The organism is Actinotalea ferrariae, assembly GCF_019733465.1.
In the GTDB taxonomy this organism is placed as follows: domain Bacteria; phylum Actinomycetota; class Actinomycetes; order Actinomycetales; family Cellulomonadaceae; genus Actinotalea; species Actinotalea ferrariae_A.
Genome location: NZ_JACVQL010000035.1, coordinates 1 through 19,502, shown reverse-complemented (window position 1 = coordinate 19,502; position 19,502 = coordinate 1). Strand labels below are relative to the sequence as shown.

At 74.7% G+C, this 19,502-nt stretch carries 21 protein-coding genes; 11 read left to right on the top strand and 10 right to left on the bottom strand.

Features of this window, described 5'->3' with window-relative positions; translation table 11 throughout:
• Window positions 1–1,121, bottom strand: a 1,121-nt coding sequence (locus ICW40_RS03615) for a LacI family DNA-binding transcriptional regulator (RefSeq protein WP_221652471.1), incomplete at its 3' end; no start/stop codon positions are given.
• Window positions 1,122–1,300: 179 nt separating this feature from the next.
• Between ICW40_RS03615 and uidA the strand changes: the two genes are divergently transcribed.
• The 4 genes from uidA to larB all read left to right on the top strand — a co-directional run bounded on the left by uidA (window position 1,301) and on the right by larB (window position 6,227).
• The gene (gene uidA / locus ICW40_RS03610) at window positions 1,301–3,088 is read left to right on the top strand and encodes a beta-glucuronidase (protein ID WP_221652470.1); all 1,788 of its coding nucleotides are present in this window, start codon (window positions 1,301–1,303) and stop codon (window positions 3,086–3,088) included.
• Window positions 3,089–3,170: 82 nt separating this feature from the next.
• The gene (gene uidB / locus ICW40_RS03605) at window positions 3,171–4,646 is read left to right on the top strand and encodes a glucuronide transporter (protein WP_221652469.1); all 1,476 of its coding nucleotides are present in this window, start codon (window positions 3,171–3,173) and stop codon (window positions 4,644–4,646) included.
• Window positions 4,646–5,548 (top strand): asparagine synthase-related protein, encoded by a 903-nt coding sequence (locus ICW40_RS03600; protein WP_221652468.1) that lies wholly within the window; start codon window positions 4,646–4,648, stop codon window positions 5,546–5,548. The genes uidB and ICW40_RS03600 overlap by 1 nt, the downstream gene beginning before the upstream one ends.
• Window positions 5,541–6,227: a nickel pincer cofactor biosynthesis protein LarB gene (larB, locus tag ICW40_RS03595; protein WP_221652467.1), complete on the top strand. Its 687-nt coding sequence runs from the start codon at window positions 5,541–5,543 to the stop codon at window positions 6,225–6,227. The genes ICW40_RS03600 and larB overlap by 8 nt, the downstream gene beginning before the upstream one ends.
• Here the strand turns inward: larB and larC are convergent.
• Window positions 6,224–7,468 (bottom strand): nickel pincer cofactor biosynthesis protein LarC, encoded by a 1,245-nt coding sequence (gene larC / locus ICW40_RS03590; protein WP_308121605.1) that lies wholly within the window; start codon window positions 7,466–7,468, stop codon window positions 6,224–6,226. The genes larB and larC overlap by 4 nt on opposite strands.
• Window positions 7,469–7,629: 161 nt before the next feature.
• Here larC and ICW40_RS03585 point away from each other — a divergent pair, with 161 nt between their 5' ends.
• The 4 genes from ICW40_RS03585 (at window position 7,630) to ICW40_RS03570 (ending at window position 10,171) form a co-directional block, all read left to right on the top strand.
• A complete protein-coding gene (locus ICW40_RS03585) occupies window positions 7,630–7,806 on the top strand; it encodes a CsbD family protein (protein ID WP_221652466.1) in 177 nt (58 codons plus the stop codon).
• 130 nt (window positions 7,807–7,936) lie between these two features.
• Entirely contained in the window at window positions 7,937–8,938 is a 1,002-nt protein-coding gene (locus ICW40_RS03580) for a cyclic nucleotide-binding domain-containing protein (RefSeq protein ID WP_221652465.1), read from the top strand.
• 97 nt (window positions 8,939–9,035) lie between these two features.
• The gene (locus tag ICW40_RS03575) at window positions 9,036–9,443 is read left to right on the top strand and encodes an ATP-binding protein (protein WP_221652464.1); all 408 of its coding nucleotides are present in this window, start codon (window positions 9,036–9,038) and stop codon (window positions 9,441–9,443) included.
• The gene (locus ICW40_RS03570) at window positions 9,440–10,171 is read left to right on the top strand and encodes a DUF72 domain-containing protein (RefSeq protein WP_221652463.1); all 732 of its coding nucleotides are present in this window, start codon (window positions 9,440–9,442) and stop codon (window positions 10,169–10,171) included. The genes ICW40_RS03575 and ICW40_RS03570 overlap by 4 nt, the downstream gene beginning before the upstream one ends.
• Here the strand turns inward: ICW40_RS03570 and ICW40_RS03565 are convergent.
• From ICW40_RS03565 to ICW40_RS03540, 6 genes are all read right to left on the bottom strand, one after another.
• Window positions 10,158–11,330, bottom strand: coding sequence for a carboxylate-amine ligase (locus ICW40_RS03565; protein WP_221652462.1), 1,173 nt, complete (start codon window positions 11,328–11,330; stop codon window positions 10,158–10,160). The two genes, ICW40_RS03570 and ICW40_RS03565, sit on opposite strands and share 14 nt — an antisense overlap.
• A 95-nt stretch (window positions 11,331–11,425) precedes the next feature.
• Window positions 11,426–12,058 (bottom strand): DUF2231 domain-containing protein, encoded by a 633-nt coding sequence (locus ICW40_RS03560; protein ID WP_221652461.1) that lies wholly within the window; start codon window positions 12,056–12,058, stop codon window positions 11,426–11,428.
• Between the two features lie 44 nt (window positions 12,059–12,102).
• Entirely contained in the window at window positions 12,103–12,447 is a 345-nt protein-coding gene (locus ICW40_RS03555) for a hypothetical protein (protein ID WP_221652460.1), read from the bottom strand.
• Between the two features lie 43 nt (window positions 12,448–12,490).
• Window positions 12,491–12,919, bottom strand: coding sequence for a DUF4383 domain-containing protein (locus tag ICW40_RS03550; protein ID WP_221652459.1), 429 nt, complete (start codon window positions 12,917–12,919; stop codon window positions 12,491–12,493).
• A 166-nt stretch (window positions 12,920–13,085) separates the two neighbouring features.
• A complete protein-coding gene (locus ICW40_RS03545) occupies window positions 13,086–13,658 on the bottom strand; it encodes an NADPH-dependent FMN reductase (protein WP_221652458.1) in 573 nt (190 codons plus the stop codon).
• A gap of 147 nt (window positions 13,659–13,805) precedes the next feature.
• Window positions 13,806–14,027: a hypothetical protein gene (locus ICW40_RS03540; RefSeq protein ID WP_221652457.1), complete on the bottom strand. Its 222-nt coding sequence runs from the start codon at window positions 14,025–14,027 to the stop codon at window positions 13,806–13,808.
• A gap of 237 nt (window positions 14,028–14,264) precedes the next feature.
• On the opposite strand from ICW40_RS03540, the gene ICW40_RS03535 reads away from it, so the two are divergent.
• Window positions 14,265–15,314 carry a chemotaxis protein CheB gene (locus tag ICW40_RS03535; RefSeq protein ID WP_221652456.1) on the top strand — a complete coding sequence of 350 codons (1,050 nt, stop codon included), beginning with the start codon at window positions 14,265–14,267 and terminating at the stop codon, window positions 15,312–15,314.
• A gap of 43 nt (window positions 15,315–15,357) precedes the next feature.
• Window positions 15,358–17,199 carry a CheR family methyltransferase gene (locus ICW40_RS03530; RefSeq protein ID WP_221652455.1) on the top strand — a complete coding sequence of 614 codons (1,842 nt, stop codon included), beginning with the start codon at window positions 15,358–15,360 and terminating at the stop codon, window positions 17,197–17,199.
• On the opposite strand, the gene ICW40_RS03525 is transcribed toward ICW40_RS03530, so the two are convergent.
• Complete coding sequence (locus tag ICW40_RS03525) at window positions 17,180–18,502, bottom strand: ANTAR domain-containing protein (RefSeq protein WP_221652454.1); 1,323 nt, start codon at window positions 18,500–18,502, stop codon at window positions 17,180–17,182. The two genes, ICW40_RS03530 and ICW40_RS03525, sit on opposite strands and share 20 nt — an antisense overlap.
• Before the next feature lie 127 nt (window positions 18,503–18,629).
• Between ICW40_RS03525 and ICW40_RS03520 the strand changes: the two genes are divergently transcribed.
• A complete protein-coding gene (locus ICW40_RS03520) occupies window positions 18,630–19,070 on the top strand; it encodes an OsmC family protein (RefSeq protein ID WP_221652453.1) in 441 nt (146 codons plus the stop codon).
• 24 nt (window positions 19,071–19,094) lie between these two features.
• Here the strand turns inward: ICW40_RS03520 and ICW40_RS03515 are convergent.
• Window positions 19,095–19,502 (bottom strand): C40 family peptidase (locus tag ICW40_RS03515; RefSeq protein WP_221652452.1); only part of this gene is annotated, 408 nt, incomplete at its 5' end.

The window sequence follows — 19,502 nt, the reverse complement described above, 5'->3', positions numbered from 1 at the left end:
GCCGTGCGCAGCGCGGCGCTCCCGCCGGTCACCTCCGGCGTCCCGGCCGGCGTCTGACGCGTCGCCCACGTGCTGCGGCGGCGCGGGCGTGGGCCCGTCGAGCCGCGCACGAGGAGCTGCGCGGGCAGCAGCGCGGGCCGGACGTCGCGCAGCTGCCGCTGACCCCGCTGCTCGAGCAGCGTCCGGACCGCGTAGGCGCCGAGGTTGCGCAGGGGAGCGGCGACCGTCGTCAGCGGGGGGCTGCAGAAGTCGGCGCCGAAGATGTTGTCGAACCCCACGACGCTGACGTCCTGCGGCACGCGCGCGCCGAGCGTGACGAGCCGGCGCATGAGGCCGATCGCGAGGAGGTCGTTGTAGGCGACCACGGCCGACGTCGGCGCCTCGGCGAGCGCCTGGGCCGCGGCCGCGCCGCCCGCGAGGGTGGGCGGGAACGGGCCGAGCCGCCGCACCTTGAGGTCCAGCTCGAACGCGGCCTCGCGCATCGACCGCCACCGCATCCCGTCGGCCCACGACGCCTCGGGACCGGCGACGTAGGTGATCGTCGTGTGGCCGAGCCCTGCGAGGTGCTCGACCGCCCGGCGCGTGCCGCGCGCGTTGTCGGTCACGACGCTCGGGACGTCGGTCATGACGCGGTTGAGCACCACCGTGGGCCGCTGCTTGGCCGCGACGCGGATCGCGGAGTCGGACATGCGCGACGTGGCCAGCACCAGGCCCTCGACGAGCGGGAGCGTGCGGTCGAGCGCCTCGCGCTCGGCCTCGACGGACTCCTGCACGTCGGCCACGAGCATCGTGTAGCCGGCCGCCGTCGCCTCGCCCTCGGCCCCGCGGATGATGTCGAAGAAGAACGGGTTGGTGACGTCCGAGACGACGAGGGCCAGCAACGACGTGCGCCCCGTCGGGAGGGCCCGCGCGAGCGGGTTGGTGCGGTAGCCCATGGCCGCGGCGGTCTGCCGGATCCGCTCGGCCGTCTCGGCGTTGACGCGGCCGGGGCGCGAGAACGCCCGCGAGACCGTCGACGGCGCCACGCCGCACGCCCGCGCGACGTCGTAGATCGTGGGCGTGCGCGCCCGTCCGGGCTCCGTGCGCCCGTCGTGCGGGGGTCCGTCGTCGGTGACGTCCATGCCGCCACGGTAGGCATTCCCGGCAACTCGTGGCAACCGGTTGCTGGCCGCCGGGGGTCCCGCGGCGTGCGTGAGTGGCAACGGATGGCAACCGCTTGTCGCGCCGAGGTCCCGACACGCTCAATGGAGTCACCCGAGACCCGGCCGACCGCACCACCGGCGGCCGAGAGGAGACCGACATGCTTCGTCCCCAGGACACCACCACCCGCGAGCGCAAGGCGCTCGACGGCATCTGGGACTTCCGGCTCGACGCCGCCGGCGAGGGCCGCGCGGCGGGCTGGTTCGCCGCCCCGCTCGCCGACGCGACCGCGATGCCGGTGCCCGCGAGCTACAACGACGTGCTCGCCGACGCCGCCGTCCGCGACCACGTCGGGGACGCCTGGTACCAGACGACCGTGCGGGTCCCGCGCGGGTGGGCCGACCGGCGCGTGGTGCTGCGGTTCGACTCCGCCACGCACCGTGCCGTCGTGTGGGTCGGCGACAGCGAGGTGATGAGCCACGAGGGCGGCTACACGCCGTTCGAGGTCGACGTCTCGTCGATCGTGCAGCCCGGCGAGGAGGTCCGGGTCACCGCGGTCGTCAACAACGAGCTGAGCTTCCAGACCGTCCCGCCCGGCGTCGTCGAGGACACCCCGCACGGGCGTCGGCAGCGGTACTTCCACGACTTCTTCAACTACGCCGGCCTGCACCGCTCGGTCTGGCTCTACGCCACGGCGCCCGAGCACGTCACGGACGTGCGCGTCGTGACCGACATCCGCACCGCTGCGGGCGACGTCACGGGCGTCGTCCGGTACGACGTCGAGCACGAGGGCGGCGCCTCCGTGCGCGTCACGCTCCGGGACGCCGACGGCGCGGTCGTCGCGACGGGCGAGGGTGCGCACGGCGAGCTCGAGGTCCCGGGCGCGCACCTGTGGGCCCCCGGCGAGGGCTACCTCTACGAGGCCGACGTCGAGCTGCTCGACGGGTCGGGGACGACGCTCGACAGCTACCTCCAGACCGTCGGCATCCGCACGGTCGAGGTGCGCGGCACCCAGTTCCTCATCAACGGGGAGCCCTTCTACTTCACGGGCTTCGGCAAGCACGAGGACAGCCCCGTGCGCGGCAAGGCGCACGACGACGTCCACCTCGTCAACGACTTCGCGCTCCTCGACTGGATCGGCGCCAACTCCTTCCGCACGTCGCACTACCCCTACGCGGACGAGGTCTACGACTTCGCGGACCGCGAGGGCGTCGTCGTGATCGACGAGGTCGCCGCCGTCGGCCAGAACATGGGCCTCGCGGGGGGCATCTTCGGCGGGCAGAACTACACGACCTTCTCGCCCGAGACGATCAACGACGCGAGCCGGGAGGTGCACGCGCAGGCCATCCGGGAGCTCGTCGCGCGCGACAAGAACCACCCGAGCGTCGTGCTGTGGTCGATCGCGAACGAGCCGGAGTCCGACACCGACGCGTCGCGCGAGTACTTCGAGCCGCTCTTCGCCCTCACGCGTGAGCTGGACCCGACCCGTCCGGTCGGCTTCGTCAACGTCATGCTCGCGCCGCACGGGAGGTGCCAGGTCTCGGAGCTCGGCGACGTGCTCATGCTCAACCGCTACTACGGCTGGTACGTCAACACGGGCGACCTCGTCGCGGCCGAGGCGGCCTGGCGCACCGAGCTCGAGGGGTGGGCCACCGAGGGCAAGCCGATCATCATCACCGAGTACGGCGCGGACACGATGCCCGGCGTCCACTCGGTCACCCCGGTCCCGTGGACCGAGGAGTACCAGGTCGAGTACCTCGACATGAACCACCGGGTCTTCGACGCGGTCGACGCCGTGGTCGGCGAGCACGTGTGGAACTTCGCCGACTTCGCGACGTCGTCGGGCGTGTTCCGCGTCGACGGCAACAAGAAGGGCGCCTTCACGCGGGACCGCCGTCCCAAGGCCGCCGCCCACGCGCTGCGCCGCCGCTGGACGCGCGACCGCTGACCGACCGGGCTCGGCCCCACCCGGCGCCGGCCCCACGCACCGCACAGACCACCCACCGCACCGCTCACCACGAGGGAACGCCATGATCAGCACCGCCGCTGCCCCGGCAGCACCCGCCCCGCAGGGCGCGAGCCCTGCGGGACCCGCAGCGCCCGACGCCCCGGCCGCGCCCGCCGGCCCGAGGCTGCGCCTGTCGCAGTACCTCGGCTACGCGTCGGGAGACGCCGCCAACAACCTCGCGTTCTCCATGTCGTCGATGTTCCTGCTGCTCTACTACACCGACGTCGTCGGGATCTCCGCCTCGGCGGCCGGGACCCTCTTCCTCGTGGTGCGGGCGTGGGACGCCTTCGCGGACATCTACGCCGGCCGCGTCGTCGACAAGACCATGACGCGCTGGGGCAAGTTCCGGCCGTTCTTCCTGTTCGGCTCGCTCCCGCTCCTGCTCCTCAGCGTCGCGACCTTCACGGTGCCCGGCGGCCTCGGCGGGACCGGCAAGCTCGTCTACGCGTACATCACGTACGCGCTGCTGGGCCTCGCCTACAGCCTGGTCAACATCCCCTACGGCTCGCTCGCCTCGGCCATGACCCAGGAGCCGCAGGAGCGCGCGAAGCTCGCGAGCTTCCGCATGGTCGGCTCCGCGGCGACGATGATCATGCTGGCGTTCGTGGTCGCACCGCAGATCACCAGCTCGGACGACCTCCAGCAGTCGCTCACGCTCACGACGCTGCTGTTCGTGGTGCTCGGCCTCGGCCTGTACGGCGTGCTCTTCCGGACCTCGAAGGAGAACGTCGTCCGCGACGTCGCCCGGGTGAGCCTGCGGCAGAGCCTCGGCACCCTCAAGGGCAACAAGCCCCTGCTCATGCTCTGCCTCTCGGCGCTGTCCTTCCTCACGGGCATGTTCGCGCTCCAGACGGTGCAGGCGTACTACGCCCGGGACGTGCTGGGCGACGCCAACCTCTTCATCGTCCTGACCGTGGTCAGCACCGTCGCGATGTTCGTCGTCGCCCCTGTGATCCCGCGGCTCGTGCGGATGTTCGGCAAGAAGGCGTCCTACGTGGGCGCCGGTGGCCTCGCCGCCGTGGCGGCCACGGGCGTGGCCCTCACGCCGCCGTCCATGGTGTGGCTCGCGATCGTGTTCTTCGGGCTCTACGGCGTCGGTCTCGCAGCCGTCAACATGCTGATGTTCGCGCTCGAGGCCGACACCGTCGAGTACGGCGAGTGGCGCAGCGGGGTCCGGACCGAGGGCACCACCTACGCGGTGTTCTCCTTCACCCGGAAGCTCGGCCAGGCGGTGGGCGGCGCCGCGGCGGCGTACGGCCTGGGCCTGGTCGGCTACGTGGCCGGCGCCGAGCAGCAGACCCAGGCGACGGCGGACGGCATCCGGTACATCGCAGGGTTCGTCCCGGCGGTCTTCATCGCGATCGGCGTGGCCATCATGGTGGCCTACCCGCTCACCGAGAAGGTGTTCGGGACTATGGTCGGCGAGGTCCGGGCCCGTCGCGCCGAGCGCGTGGCGGCGGCCGGGGCACCGGCGGACGAGACGGCCCGGGAGGTCTGATGCACGCCCAGGCGGACCACCACGCCGCGTCACCGCACGCCGGCTGGACGGACCTCCTCGAGCCCGACGACCGCAGCGCCGTGGAGCAGGTCTCCGCGGCGCTGCGGCGCGCCGTGCCCACCGGGCGGCTCGGCGTCGCCTTCTCCGGCGGGGTGGACTCCTCCGTCGTCCTCGGCCTCGCGGTGCACGCGGTCGGCGCGGCGCGCGTCGTCGCGGTGCTGGGCGTCTCGCCGAGCCTCGCGGCCGACGAGCGGACGGCCGCGCACGACGTCGCACGAGCCGCGGGGGCGCCCGTCGTCGAGGTGCGCACGCACGAGGGCGACAACCCGGAGTACCGCCGCAACGGGCCCGACCGGTGCTTCTTCTGCAAGGACGAGCTGTTCACCCGGATCTCGGCCGAGGTGGTCGCGGCCCACGGGCTGTCCGCGGTCGCCTACGGCGAGAACGCCGACGACGCCCGGCGGCCGGACCGACCCGGCTCGCGCGCCGCCACCGACCACGCGGTGCTCCGGCCGCTCGCGGACGCGGGGCTCGACAAGGCGGCCGTGCGGCGCCTCGCGCGCGCGATGCGGCTGCCCTCGGCCGACAAGCCGGCCGCGCCCTGCCTCGCCTCCCGCATCCCGCACTTCGAGGAGGTCACGCCGACCAAGCTGGCCCAGGTCGAGGCCGCGGAGGCCGCGCTGCGCCGGCTGGGCCTGGGCGACCTGCGGGTGCGCCACCACGGCGACGTCGCCCGGCTCGAGGTGCTCGCGGAGGACATCGTGGCGGTCGCGACGCCGCCGCTGCGCGACGACGTGCTCGCGGCGGTCCGCGGCGCGGGGTTCCGGTTCGTGGCCCTCGACCTGCGCGGCGTGCAGTCGGGCGCCTTCACGCTCCCGCTCGTCGAGGTGCGGGGTGCCTGAGCCGGACAGGGCGTGGACGCCGCCCGCGGCGCTCGACGCCTTCGTGCGGCTGGACCACGACCGGGCGCCGCGCCGCGGGTTCCCGGAGGCCGTCCTGTGCGAGCCGAAGACCGTCGACCAGGTGCGGGCGATCGCCCGTGAGGTGGGCGCGCGCGGCGCACGGACGCTCTTCACGCGTGCCACGCCCGAGCAGGCGGCCGCGGTGCTCGCCGAGCTGCCCGACGCGCGGCACGACCCGGCCGCCCGGATGCTGGCGTGGCCCCCTGTGCCGCCCGAGCCGAGCGGCGGTCCCGTCGTGGTGCTGGCGGCCGGCACGTCGGACCTGCCCGTCGCGGCCGAGGCCGCGATGACGGCCGAGCACCTCGGCCGCCGGTGCACGCTCGTCGTGGACGTCGGCGTGGCCGGGCTCCACCGCGTGCTCGAGCAGCTGGACCTGCTGCGCGCCGCACGCGTCGTCGTCGTCGCGGCCGGCATGGACGGCGCCCTGCCCGGCGTGGTCGCGGGCCTCGTCGCGGCACCCGTGGTCGCGGTGCCGACGTCGGTCGGCTACGGCGCGGCGTTCGAGGGGCTGGCGCCGCTGCTCACGATGCTCACCGCGTGCGCCCCCGGAGTGGCGGTCGTCAACATCGACAACGGGTACGGCGCGGGGCACCTCGCGGCGCAGATCGCCGCGAGCTAGGCCGGCGGCCAGGCACCGCCCCGCACGAGCCCGGCGTCGTGCGCCGCCGCGCGCGCGTCGTCGAGCACCGTCGCCACCGGCCGGCCGGACGACCGCGCGACGGCGACGACGTCGTCGAACTCGGGCATCGCCTGCAGCACCCGCCCCGCGCGGTGGCCGACCTTGACCCGCACCGTGCCGCCGCCCACCACCACCGGACGCCAGTCGCGGTCGAGGACGTCGCGCGTGACGCCCGTGCGGCGCACGCCGAGCGTCGTCGTGTGCGTCAGGACGGCGTCGCTCAGCGCGTCGGCCGCGGGCGGAGGGGCGAGGACGTGCAGCGTGTGCGCCGGCCGCCCCTTCTTCATGAGCACCGGGCTGAGCCACGCGTCGTGCGCGCCGAGGTCGAGCAGCGTCGCGAGCACCTCGGGCCACACGCGGGGGTCGAGGTCGTCCACGTTCGCCTCGAGCAGGACGGCGTCGGGCGCCGCGGCCCCGGGAGGCGCGTCCGCTCCGGGCGGCACGTCCCCGGGCAGGACGGCGACGTCCTGCCCGACGACCACGCGGACCACGTTCGCGCGGTGCGGCGCGTCCCGGGTCCCGGCGCCCACTCCGCTCGTCGTCACCCGGAGCGCCGGCAGGGGACCCGAACCGTGCGCGAGGGCCGTGACGAGCGCCATGCCGGTCGGCGTGGCGAGCTCTCCCTCGCCGCCCGCGAGCACGTCCCAGCCGCGGGACAGCTCGAGCACCGCGGGCGGCGGCACGGGCAGCTCGCCGTGGTGGGCGCGGACCGTGCCCGAGCCGAGCGCCACGGGAGAGACGAGCACGCGGTCCACGCCGAGCGCGACGACGCCTGCCGCCGTCCCGACGACGTCGGCGACGGCGTCGAGCGCGCCGACCTCGTGGAAGTGCACGTCGGCGGGCGGCATGCCGTGCACGCGGCCCTCCGCCTCCGCGAGCCGCGCGAAGGTCGCGGTGGCGTGGGTCCGGACGTCGTCGGTCAGCGAGGCCTCGGCGAGGAGGTCGCGGATGGTCGCCCAGGTGCGGTGCGGCGGGTCGGCGACGAGGACGCCGACGTGCACCTTGGTCGCGCGCAGGCCCGCGCGCAGCACCTCCTCGGCCCGCAGCGAGACCGCACCGGGCAGCACGGCGTCGACCGCGGCCTGGAGCGTGCCGAGCGGGACGCCGGCGTCCACGAGCGCGCCGAGGAGCATGTCGCCTGCGACGCCCGCCGAGGCGTCCACCCACATCGTCGTCGTCACGGTCCTCCTCGACGCTTCTCCGGTCCGCCCGCACGCCCGGGTGGCCGGGCCGCCTCGACGCTAGCGCGGTGCCCGCACGGGCGCCCGGACCGCTCACCGCGCGGCCGGAGGGGCGCGCACGTACGGTCGAAGGCCCACCGGAACCGAGACCAGGAGGACCCATGGGAGTCGACGACAAGGCCGAGAACACGGCCGAGGGCTGGAAGGGCAAGGCCAAGGAGGCCGCCGGCGAGGCGACCGGCGACCGTGACCTCGCCGCCGAGGGGCGCGCCGACCAGACGAAGTCGGACCTCAAGCAGGCGGGCGAGAAGGTCAAGGACGCCTTCCGCAAGGACTGAGCCCCTCCTGCCACGGGCGGGTGCGCACGGGCGCAGCGTGGTGGCCGAGGTCGGGCCGACGCTAGCGTGGGGCACCCGTCCGCGGCGTGGGCCGCACGGGTGCTCGGCCCCCCACCGAGGAGGTCCCGTGATGCCTGCCACCACCACCGTGACGCGTGGCGTCACGTCGCTGTCGTGGATCCCGTCCGAGCTCCTGGTCGGGCCGATGCGGATGCCCTTCGAGCTGGGCCTCACGCACTACGACGAACCGCCGCCCGACGTGCTGCACGACGTCGAGGCGCTGCGGCGCGCCGGTCGGTTCCGGTTCGTCAACCGCGTGCGGCTCGAGGTCGAGACCGACGGCGGGACGGTCACCGCGGCCCGCCCGGCTCCCGGCCACGGCGGCGTCATCGGCCTGACCAACCTCCTCGGCGGCGCCGTCCGGTTCCCGGCCGTGAAGATGCCCGACCTCACGCAGTGCTCGGTCGCAGCCGACGGCTCCGCCGCGGTCGTCCGGCAGACCGTGGGCGGCCGGGCGCCGCTGCCGGCACCGCGTCTCGTGCGCGGGCGCGGGCGGCTGGTCGCGCCCCTGGTCTGGACGACGCTCGAGCTCGTCGTGCGCGCCGACGGCAGCGCGAGCCACCGCGTGCTGGGCGCGAGCGCCTTCCCGCGGCACTGGGTCTACGGGGACGACGAGCGTCTCGTCGAGAAGGTGGCCGTGACCGACTCGACGTCGTGGCTGCACGACATGACGGAGGACGACAACCCGTGGCGCGGCGTCGACGCGCCCGCCCTGACGGCGCCCGTCGAGACCCAGCTCGAGCGGCGCCTCTCGGGAGAGGTCATGGACCGGCGGCCGTCGGTGCGCCGACTCGCCGCGGGTCAGGCGCTGTTCCGGCAGGGCGAGCCGGGCGGGCACGTCGCCCTCCTCCTGGACGGCGTGGTCGCCGTCGTGCGCGACGGGACGCACCTGGCCGACATCGGCCCGGGCGCGATCCTCGGCGAGCGGGCGCTCCTCGAGGGGTCGCGCACGGCGACGGTCGTCGCCGTCACGCCCGTGACGGTCGCCGTGCTGGACGGTGCGCGGCTGAGCCGCGACGACCTCGCGCTGCTCGTCGAGGGGCACCGCCGCGAGGACGCCCCACCGGCCTGAGCCGGCTGCGGGCGCCCCCGTGCGCCCGCTCGACCTGCGATCACGCGTCTCAGCAGGCACAGTGGAGGCTACGGACGTCGAGGACGGGGGAGCGGGGGTGGACGTCGTGGAGCTGCGGGTACCTGCCGACGTGCGGAACATCCGCCGTGCGCGCCAGTGGGTGCGCACGCAGGCGCTGACCCGGGGCGTCACAGCGCAGCCCCTGCGGGTCGTCGAGCTCCTCGCGAGCGAGCTCGTGACGAACGCCGTGAAGTACGGCCGCGGCACCGAGGTCCTGGTGCGGCTCGGTGTGGTCGCCGACGGGCTGCGCGTCGAGGTCCACGACGACAACCCGACGCTCCCGCAGGTGCTGGACCCGTCGCGCGAGCAGGCCGGCGGCCGCGGGATGCGACTCGTCAGCATGCTCGCGGGCACCTGGGGCGTGGACCCCCACCCGGGCGACGGCAAGTCGGTCTGGTTCGCCGTCCCCGTCGAGGAGGACGGGGCCGTCGCGGTCGCGGGGTGAGCGTCCACGTCGGGACCTCCGGCTGGACCTACGACCACTGGCACCCGGAGCTGTACCCGCACGGCTCGCCCGCGCACGAGCGGCTCGGCCACTACGTGCGGACCTTCGGCACGGCTGAGCTCAACGCGAGCTTCTACCGCTGGCCGCCCGACCGCACGTTCGCGGGGTGGCGTCGGCGGCTGCCCGAGGGCTTCCTGCTCTCGGTGAAGGCGCCCCGCGGGCTGACGCACGCCAAGCGCCTCTACGCGCCCGAGGCGTGGGTGGACCGGATCGCGCGCGGCTGGCACGAGCTGGGGGACCGTCGCGCGGTGCTGCTCGTCCAGCTCCCGCCCGGGCTCGCGCGCGACGACGCGCGCCTGGACTGGTTCCTCGCCCGTATGCCGCCGTGGATCCGGGTCGCGGTCGAGATGCGGCACCCGAGCTGGCACGACGACGGCGTGATGCGGCTGCTCGAGCGGCACGGCGCCGCCTACTGCGTCATGAGCGGGGCACGCCTGCCGTGCGTGCTCCGGGCCACGGCGCCGTTCGTCTACGTCCGCCTGCACGGGCCCGACCACGAGCACCTCTACGGCGGCTCGTACTCCGAGGCCGACCTGCGCTGGTGGGCCGACCGGCTGCGGGAGTGGCGCGACGACGGGCGCGACGTGTTCGCCTACTTCAACAACGACGGCGACGCGGACGCCGTCCGCGACGCGCGCCGCCTGCGGGAGCTGGTCAGCGCGCCGTGAGCGCGGCGGCGCGGCGCACCACGTGCTGGAGATCCCCCGACTCGGCGAGCCACGCGCGCTGCCGGGTCGCGCCCGTGCCGCGCCGCCAGGGTCCCTCGAGCAGCTCGGTCACCGGTTCGAGGTCGCCGTAGTCCTCGAGCACGTCGCGGACGTGCGCGAGGAGCTGCTGGACGACCTCGCGGGCCGGCAGCGGCCGGAACGTCACCGGGCTGACCAGCGAGCCGCGCAGACCCGACCGGGCCGCGCGCCAGCTCGCCGCGCGCAGCTGCTCGACCCGCGTCGCCTGCACCTCCTCACCCGCGGCCGCCGACCGGGCCGCGGTCTCGACGAGGCCCCGGACGAGCGCGGCGAGCAGGGCGGCGTCGTCGGCCTGGAGGCACACGTCGGCGATGCGCACCTCGACGGTGGGGTAGCGGGCCGAGAGCCGGGCGTCGAAGTAGATCATCCCGGTGTCGAGGATCGCCCCCGTGGCGATGAGCTCGGACACCACGCGCTGGTACTCGGCCGCGGACCCGAACGCGGGCACGGGCCCGGCCGTCGGCCAGCGGTTCCAGACCTGGGACCGGAAGCTGGCGTACCCGCTGTCCTCGCCGTTCCAGAAGGGGGAGTTCCCGCTGATCGCGAGCAGCACGGGCAGCCACGGCGCGATGCGGTCGAGGACGGCGACGCCCTCCTCGGCGTCGGCGATCCCGACGTGCACGTGGCAGCCGCACGTGAGCTGCTCGCGTGCGGTGAGCGCGAACTCGCGGTTGATCTCGCTGTAGCGGGCGCCCGGCGACAGCGTCGGCACGACCCGGGGCGGCGCCGTGCCCAGCGCCGCCACCTCGGCGCCGGCACGGTGCGCCGCGCTCGTCGCGCGCGAGCGGCCCAGCCCGATCTCCTCGCGCAGCTCGGCCAGGTCCGTGCACGGGCGGGTGCCCGTCTCGATCATCTGCTCCTTGAGCTCGCCCTCGAGGTCGCCGCCCGGCTCGTCGGGCCGGTGCGGCATGCGTCGCTCGGGCGGCAGCACGCCCCGGTGGCCGGGCCACCCGCTCGGCGCCGGCTCGTCGCCGTCGTCCGGCTCCGCGGCCGCGAGGGCGAGGACGGCACCGGCGAGGCCGACCACCTCGCCGTCCGGCCGCACGAGCAGGTACTCCTCCTCGACCCCCACGGTGCGCACGGGTGAAGTGTGCTGAACCGGGCGCGTCGACGCATCCGCAGCGGTCGGAACCGGCCGCGCGCCACGTGCGGGGGGCGCGGGCCGCGCGCCGGTGCTCAGGCGACGACGGCGTCGGCGGGCGCGTCGGGGCCGAAGCGCTGGTCGGGCGGGAGCGACTCGGCGAACGCGGCGTCCCGGCTGCCGACGTTGCGCGCGATCGCGAGGTGCGCCCCGAGGAAGCCGCTGACCGTGACGGCTGCGGCGCCGGCGAGACCGAGCGAGACGCCCTTCGTGTGGTGGCCGCGGCGGCGGGCCAGCCACGAGGCCGAGAAGAGCCCGAGCGCGACGGAGTTGCCGGCCGCGTGAGCGGCGCCCACCCGTGCGGTGCGCCGGTCCGTGTGCGCGAGCTCGGCGAGGCCGGTGAGCGCCGTGGGCAGGGCGGACAGCACCCCGATGCCGACGAGGCGGCGGGCCGCGTCGCGCGACCCCTCACCTCCGACGAGGTCGAGCACGACCGCCGACATCCACGCCCCGATCGGGGCGTCCGTCATCAGCGGGTGCAGCGCGTGGCCCATCTGGCGACCGAGCAGGAGGTCCCGCCGTGCGTCGTCAGCGACGAGCGCCTGGGCGAGGGGACGCAGCGCGTCGACCGCACCGTCGAGGCGGGCGTCGTCCTCCAGCGCCCGCGCGACCTCGACGAGCGGTGGGCGCGGCCCGCCGGGTGCGGTGGCCTCGTGCGATGCGGTCATCGGTCCTCCAGGTCGGTGGTCGAGCGGGTGCGGGGGCGCGTGCGTCAGCGGGGCTGGGCCGGGTTGGTCGGGTCCCCGTGGGAGGGCGGGTTCAGATGCGGTCCCTGGGTCTCGGGCCCGACGGCGCCCTGACCCGCGGGTGCTCCGGCCGCCTCCGCCGCCGGTGCAGCAGCGTCGCCGCCTGAGAGCTCCGCGCCACCCTGGACCTCGCCGATCCGGGTCTCGGTCAGCTGCGTGACGGCGACGCGCCCCGCGTGGGCCTGCTCGTAGGCGAGCAGCGTCCTCAGGTCGGCCTCGGGCAGCGACCGGATGCGGTGGCCGAGGCTGCCGACGGGCAGGTGGTCGTAGTCGGGGATCGGCAGCTCGTCGCGCCGCGGCTCGTCACTCATGGGACCTCCGTGTGTCTCGTGCGGTTCGTACGGGCAGGCATGCTCAGGCGCCGCGGCGACGGTCCGGCCACAGGGCGATCGCGAGGCCCGCGAGCGTGCTCGCGATGTGCAGGCCGTTGTCCGCGCCGTTGATGTTGAGCAGGTTCGCGTCCGCGTCGTTCACCACGATCAGGCCGTACACCGACGTGAGGCCGTACCCGATGGCGAGGAGCCACCCGTAGGTCCGGGCGCCCTTGCGCGTGCGCCACAGGGCGAGGCCCGCGAGCCCGATGACGAGGTGGACGATGTTGTGGAGCGGGTTCACCGCGAAGCCCAGCAGCGTCTGGTCGTGGTCGTGCTCGGTGAAGCCGCTGAAGCCGGTCACGGTGAAGCCCAGGATCCCGACGAGCAGGTAGACGGCGCCGATGACGAGGGCCAGCCACTGGTACGGCGCGCGGGTCCCCGCGTCGGTCCTGGCGGGCGAGGTGGTCATGATCACTCCTCGGTCGTGGGTGGCGGTGATCACCAGCCTCACCCCGGGCGTGCCGGTCCGCATCCCGGGTGGGCTCGCGACGCCAGGCTGGACCCGTCCCGCTCGCCCGAGAGCGGTCGGCTGCGCGAGCGCTCGACCCCTTCCGGCTGCGTCCGTGTCTCGCGGATCAGGTGGTGCGCGGGAGCACCGTCAGCACGCGCTCGATGAACCCCTCGAAGGACTCCATGTAGTTGGCGAGGAACTGGCGCGTGCTCTCCTCGGTCACCTCGCCGTCGTCGGTGATGAGGCCCGGGGTGAGCTGGATGTACGCCTCGGGGGCGTTCATCTGGGGCGAGTTGCAGAAGCCCAGGATGCTGCGCAGGTGCTGCTGCGCGACGGCGGTCCCGATCGCTCCGACCGACGCGCCGATGACGGCGCTCGGCTTGCGCGCGAACGAGTTGTCGCCCCAGGGGCGGCTCGCCCAGTCGATCGCGTTCTTGAGCCCGCCCGGGATCGCGCGGTTGTACTCGGGGGTCACGAAGAGCACGGCGTCGACGTCGGCGATCGCCTGCTTGAGCGCCCGGCCCTCCGGCGGGTAGTCGGCGTCGTAGTCGTAGCTGTAGAGCGGAAGGTCCTTGATCGGGATCTCGGTGAGGCTCAGGCTCGGTGGCGCCAGCCGGACCAGCGCCTTGGAGAGCGTGCGGTTGATCGACGCCTTCGCGAGGCTGCCGACGAAGTAGCCGACGGTGTACGACGCCATGGTGGTCCTCCGGCGATGGGGCGGGACGGGCGGATCCCGCACAGTGTGCGCGCGGCCGCGCCGAGCGGCATCCCGGCCGTCCGGGTGCGGGTGGCACGCGCGCGGGAGGCGGGTGGAACGGCGGGACCGCCGCCGCGTCGTTCGTCGTCAGCGAGCCGCCGGCCCCGGCGCGGTGGACATGGTGCGCCCGGACACCGGGATCCCGCGCGACTCGAGCTCGTCGACCACTGCGACCAGCGTGTCGGCCGCGCGGCGGCGAGCTGCGGGGGAGGTGGCGGTCATCCGCACGCCGATCTCGTCGTCCAGGAGCCGGAGCAGGTCAGTGGAGGAGAGCCGGTCGAGCCGGCGCTCCGTCACCTCGTCGTGCATGGTGCCCTCGCCGTGTCGGGCGTCCGAGCGGGTTCTGCACCCGGTCGCCGGTGACAAGCCTGGCACACGCCGGTCCGGTGTGCACACCCCTCCGCCGCCCGCCCTCGGACCGCGGCGCGGACGGGGGGCGACGCCCGATGACGGACGTTGCCGGTCGCGGTCGGGCGGCTGGGTGCAGGGGCCGGGGACGCCGCCCGGGCGTAGGGTCGAAGGACGATCGACGAGAGGTGGGCGTCCGTGGCGCGACGTGACGTGGTGGTGGTCGGCGCGTCGGCGGGCGGCGTCGAGGCGTTGCGCGCGCTCGTCGCGAACCTCCCGGCGGATCTTCCAGCCACCGTCCTCGTGGTGCTGCACACGCCTGCCGCGGCCCGGAGCGCGCTCGCGGCGATCCTCGACCGGTCGGGGCCGCTGCCGGCCTCGGCCGCCGTGGAGGACGACCCCCTGACGCCCGGTCGCGTCCTCGTCGCGCCGCCCGACCGCCACCTGATCGTGGCCGACGGCTATGTCACGCTGTCGCGCGGCCCGCGCGAGAACGGGCACCGGCCGGCGGTCGACGTGCTGTTCCGGTCCGCCGCACGCGCCCTCGGCCCGCGTGTGGTCGCCGTCGTGCTCTCCGGCACGCTCGACGACGGCACCGCGGGCATGGTCGCGGTCCACGCGCGCGGCGGCATCACCCTCGTCCAGGACCCGGACGAGGCGACCTTCGAGGGCATGCCCGTCTCGGCGATCGAGGGCGACAGCCCCGCCGCCGTCCTCCCCGTCCGCGACATCGCCGCGCGGCTGGTCGAGCTCGTCGGCGAGACCGTGCCGGACGAGCCCGCCTCGCAGGCGTCCGACCTGATGCACCAGGAGGTCGGGATGGCCGAGCTCGAAGCGATCGTCACGAGCAGTGCCGACCCGCCCGGGAAGGCGTCGGGGTACGCGTGCCCGGACTGCACCGGGGTCCTGTGGGAGCTCACCGAGGGTGGGCTCACGCGGTACCGGTGCCGCGTGGGCCACGCGTGGTCGCCGCAGAGCCTCGCGGCCCAGCAGGCGGTGGCGGTCGAGGGTGCGCTGTGGATGGCGCTGCGTGCCCTCGAGGAGAAGGCGTCGCTCGCGACCCGGATGGCCGAGGGTGCCGTCGACAGGGGCCACCGCATCTCGTCACTGACCTTCGAGGAGCACGCCGCCGAGGCGGCGGCCGCCGCCCGCATCCTGCGCGACCTGATCGAGCGCGTCGGCACCCTCGTGCCTCACGTCGAGAGCGACGCCGATCTGCGGCGGGAGCCGTCCCAGCCGCTACCGTGAGCGTCGTCCGGCAGGCGGCCGGACGACTCGTGGAAGGTGCGGCGTGGACACCACCGAGCAGGACCCGCACTTCGAGGCTCTGCTGCTGCACCTCAAGGAGCAGCGGGGCTTCGACTTCACCGGGTACAAGCGCGCGAGCCTGCTGCGGCGCGTGCAGCGTCGCATGGCGGAGGTCGGGATCGCCGACGTCGAGACCTACCGCGACCACCTCGAGGTCCACCCCGACGAGTTCGCGCGGCTCTTCGACACCGTGCTCATCAACGTGACGTCTTTCTTCCGCGACGCCGACTCGTGGGAGTACCTCGCCGCCGAGGTCCTCCCGCCGCTCCTCAGCGCCGGCCGCGGTCCGGTGCGCGTGTGGAGCGCCGGGTGCGCGTCCGGCGAGGAGCCCTACAGCGTCGCGATGGTCCTGGCGGAGGCGATGGGCCTCGAGGACTTCCGCGAGCGCGTCAAGATCTACGCGACCGACGTCGACGAGCAGGCGCTCACGACGGCGCGTGCGGCGGTCTACCCCGAGCGGGCGCTCGAGAGCGTGAGCGCCGAGCGGCGCGAGCGGTGGTTCGAGCGCACGGCGTCGGGGTACGTCGTGCGGAGCGAGCTGCGGCGCTCCGTCATCTTCGGCCGCAACGACCTCGGTCAGGACGCACCGATCTCGCGCGTGGACCTCCTGCTGTGCCGCAACACGCTCATGTACTTCACGGCCGAGACCCAGGCGCGGATCGCGCGCCGGCTCCACTTCGCGCTCAACCCGCACGGCGTCCTCTTCCTCGGCAAGGCCGAGATGCTGCTGAGCCAGGCCGCGCTCTTCGCCCCCGTCGAGCTCCGTCGACGCTTCTTCCGGCGGGCAGCGGCGAGCGCGGGGCTCGACCGCCGGGCGTACCAGACCGACGCCCTCGTGCCGGTCACCGAACACGACGCGGCGGTCGTGCGCCTCCGGGCGGAGGCGCTGCTCACGGCGCCGGCGGCGCAGGTCGTCGTCGCCGCGACGGGCGAGGTCGTCGCGAGCAACGCTCGCGCCGACCTGCTGTTCGGGCTCGGCGAGCGCGACGTCGGCCGCCCGTTCCAGGACCTCGAGCTCTCCTACCGCCCGGTCGAGCTGCGCTCGGCGATCGAGGAGGCGGCATCGCAGCGGCGCCCGGTGTGGGTGCGCGACGTCGAGTGGGTGCGGCCAGGCTCCGACCCCGTCTACCTCGACGTCCAGGTGCAGCCCCTCGTCTCCGCGGGCGGCGAGCTGCTCGGCACCACCGTGATCTTCAACGACGTGACCCGCCACCGGGAGCTGCAGCTCGCGCTCGAGCGCACGAACACCCAGCTCGCGACGGCGTACGAGGAGCTCCAGTCCGCCAACGAGGAGCTCGAGACGACGAACGAGGAGCTCCAGTCCACCGTCGAGGAGCTGGAGACGACGAACGAGGAGCTCCAGTCGACGAACGAGGAGCTGGAGACGATGAACGAGGAGCTCCAGTCCATCAACGACGAGCTCAACGTCACGAACGAGGAGCTCCGTCTGCGCACCCTGCAGGTGCACGACCTCAACGACTTCATGGAGGCGGTCCTGACCAGCCTCGGCACCGGCGTCGTGGTGGTCGACCGTGACCTGAGGGTCATGTCGTGGAACGACCAGGCGACGGAGCTGTGGGGCGTGCGCGAAGACGAGGCGAGCGGACGTCCGCTCGTCGAGCTCGACATCGGCCTGCCGATGGACGACCTGGTGCCGCTCCTGCACGCGGGTCTGCTGCCGGACGCCCCGCTGGCGGGTGGTCGACTGGCCGCCGTCAACCGCCGCGGCCGCGCGGTCGACGTCGACGTCACGGTGCGGCCGCTGCGCTCGAACGGCGGTCAGGAGCTGGCCGGCGCGATCCTCGTCATGGACGTCGTCGACTGACGGGTGCCGTCGTCTGGTCGACGATGGACCGGGCCAGGTCGCGGAGCTTGACGTTCCGCTGCTGGCTCATCGTGGCGAGCCGCGCGAAGGCGTCGTCGGCGCTGCAGCCCTGCTTGGCCATGATGATGCCCTTGGCCTGCTCGATCACGCCGCGGGACTCGAGCGCGTGGTTGAGCTGGGCGACCAGGTCGCGGAGCTGCTGCTGCGCCCACACGCCGCGCAGGATCGAGCCGGCGGCCACGGCCAGCAGCTCGACGGCCTTCGCCTGCGCGTCGTCGAACGCCGCGGTCGCGGTGCTGTAGACGTTGAGCGCCCCCACGAGCTCGCCGTCGACCTCGATCGGTGCGGCGACGACGGAGACGAGACCGGTGCCGCCCACCCACCGGGCGAGACCCGGCCAGCGCCTGTCGGTCGCCATGTCGTCGCTGACGACGAGGTCGCGCTCGTCGAAGGCCAGCACGCACGGTCCCTCGCCGCTCTGGATCTGCAGGCCGTCCGCCGTCGCCGCGGGGTGCCCGGTCGACGAGACGTGCGTGGGAGCCAGGGGTGAGCCCAGGTTGACGCTGACCGACGTCGCCCCGACGACGCTGCGCAGCGCGATGTCGCCCAGGCGCAGGAGGAGGTGCTGGAGGTCCTCGTCGGCGGCGGGCACCGCGCAGATCTCGGCGAAGGCCGAGACCAGCTGCAGCGCGTCGAGCGAGCGCGCCCCGGGTACGGCGGAGTCACCCGCGGCCAGCACCGTCCACGTCAGCTCGGTCGGCGAGTCGCTCCCCGCGTTCCCGGCGGTCACGGCGATCACCGCGGCGACGGCGGGGGAGCGGCGGGGCGTCAACCGGACCTCGAGGCGCGCGGGCTCGGAGCCGGCCACGCCGATGGCCGAGCGGAGCGCCCCGCGGTCGTCGGGGTGCACGAAGGCCGTGAGCGGCTTGGTGAGGAGCGTCGCGAGCGCGACGTTGAGGAGGCCGGCCGCCGCGACGTTCGCGGAGACGACCGTGCCGGCGGTGCTCGTGACGATCATCGGCACGGGCAGCAGCGAGCTCAGCCAGTCGCGCTGCGCCGCCGCCGCACGTCGCTCGGTGAGGAGTTCGGTGAGGGCGTCGCGCTGGACCCGCAGCTCCTCGTCGGCGACGCGCAGCTCCTCGTGCGCCGTCGCGAGCTCGCTCACGAGCAGCTCGGCGTCCGCCGCGACGCCGTCGTGGCGGAGCCGCGTCAGGAGGTTGCCGAGCGCGACGACGTCCTCCGAGCTCCACCCTGCGTCGAGGTGGCCGTCGTCGGGACGCGCGGTGCCGTCCTGGTGCTCCACGGTCGTGTCCTTCCCACCGCCGCGGCAGCCGGTTGCTTCAGCGCCCGCGACGCCTCAGCCTATGTCCCCGCTGCGCCCCGCGGCTCGACGGCAGGTCGTCTGGGCGGTCCGGTGGCACGATCGGCGGATGAGCGAGGGCACCACCCACCGGACCGTCTCCGTCGAACGCCTCGAGAACGGGGTCTACCTGGCGCGGAACGCGCGCGGCGGCGAGCTGCGCGTCTCGGGGTCCGACGGCGCGACGTTCACGCCCGTCGAGCTGCTGCTGGTCGCCCTCGGCGCCTGCACGGCGGTCGACGTCGACGCCGTGACGTCGCGGCGGGCCGAGCCCGAGCGGTTCGTCGTCCGGGTCGACGCGGAGAAGGTGCGCGACGAGCACGGCAACGCGCTGCGCGACATCGCCGTCACCTTCGACCTCGCGTTCCCCGAGGGCGAGGCGGGTGGCGCGGCGCGATCGGTGGTGCCGCGCGCGGTGCAGGTGTCCCACGACCGCACGTGCACGGTGTCCCGGACGGTCGAGGCCGGCACCCCCGTCACCGTGCGGGTCGCCGACGGGCCGGCCGTCTGACCGTCGCGGACCGGCCGGCGGTGGTCAGCCGACGCGGATGAAGACCGGGTTCGACTGGTACATGTCGCGGAACTGCACCGAGCCGCCCGGCTGGGGCGAGTCGATGATCGTCCCGCCGCCGGCGTAGATCGCGACGTGGCCCGGGGTCCAGACGAGGTCGCCCGGCTGCGCCTGGTCCGCGGGGACCTCGACGCCCGCGTACCGCTGGTCCGCGGAGGTGCGGGGGAGCGTGATGCCGAGCTGCGCGAAGACGTACGAGGTGAACCCCGAGCAGTCGAAGCCGTCCGGCGTCGTGCCGCCGTAGACGTAGGGCGTACCGACGTAGCGCGCCGCGATCTCGACGACGGCGCTGCCGACGGCGCTCGCCGGCACGGGCGCACCCGTGGCCGCGGGCCGCTCGGGCGCGGCCTCGCGCTGCGCGCTGCGCGAGGG

Excerpts from the sequence above, each read along its gene's own strand:
- ICW40_RS03550 (WP_221652459.1), bottom strand. The coding sequence starts at position 12,919 with ATGACCACCTCGCCCGCCAGGACCGACGCGGGGACCCGCGCGCCGTAC.
- ICW40_RS03600 (WP_221652468.1), top strand. The coding sequence starts at position 4,646 with ATGCACGCCCAGGCGGACCACCACGCCGCGTCACCGCACGCCGGCTGG.
- ICW40_RS03585 (WP_221652466.1), top strand. The coding sequence starts at position 7,630 with ATGGGAGTCGACGACAAGGCCGAGAACACGGCCGAGGGCTGGAAGGGC.
- uidB (WP_221652469.1), top strand. The coding sequence starts at position 3,171 with ATGATCAGCACCGCCGCTGCCCCGGCAGCACCCGCCCCGCAGGGCGCG.
- ICW40_RS03560 (WP_221652461.1), bottom strand. The coding sequence starts at position 12,058 with ATGACCGCATCGCACGAGGCCACCGCACCCGGCGGGCCGCGCCCACCG.
- ICW40_RS03540 (WP_221652457.1), bottom strand. The coding sequence starts at position 14,027 with ATGCACGACGAGGTGACGGAGCGCCGGCTCGACCGGCTCTCCTCCACT.
- ICW40_RS03545 (WP_221652458.1), bottom strand. The coding sequence starts at position 13,658 with ATGGCGTCGTACACCGTCGGCTACTTCGTCGGCAGCCTCGCGAAGGCG.
- ICW40_RS03520 (WP_221652453.1), top strand. The coding sequence starts at position 18,630 with ATGAGCGAGGGCACCACCCACCGGACCGTCTCCGTCGAACGCCTCGAG.
- ICW40_RS03580 (WP_221652465.1), top strand. The coding sequence starts at position 7,937 with ATGCCTGCCACCACCACCGTGACGCGTGGCGTCACGTCGCTGTCGTGG.
- ICW40_RS03555 (WP_221652460.1), bottom strand. The coding sequence starts at position 12,447 with ATGAGTGACGAGCCGCGGCGCGACGAGCTGCCGATCCCCGACTACGAC.
- uidA (WP_221652470.1), top strand. The coding sequence starts at position 1,301 with ATGCTTCGTCCCCAGGACACCACCACCCGCGAGCGCAAGGCGCTCGAC.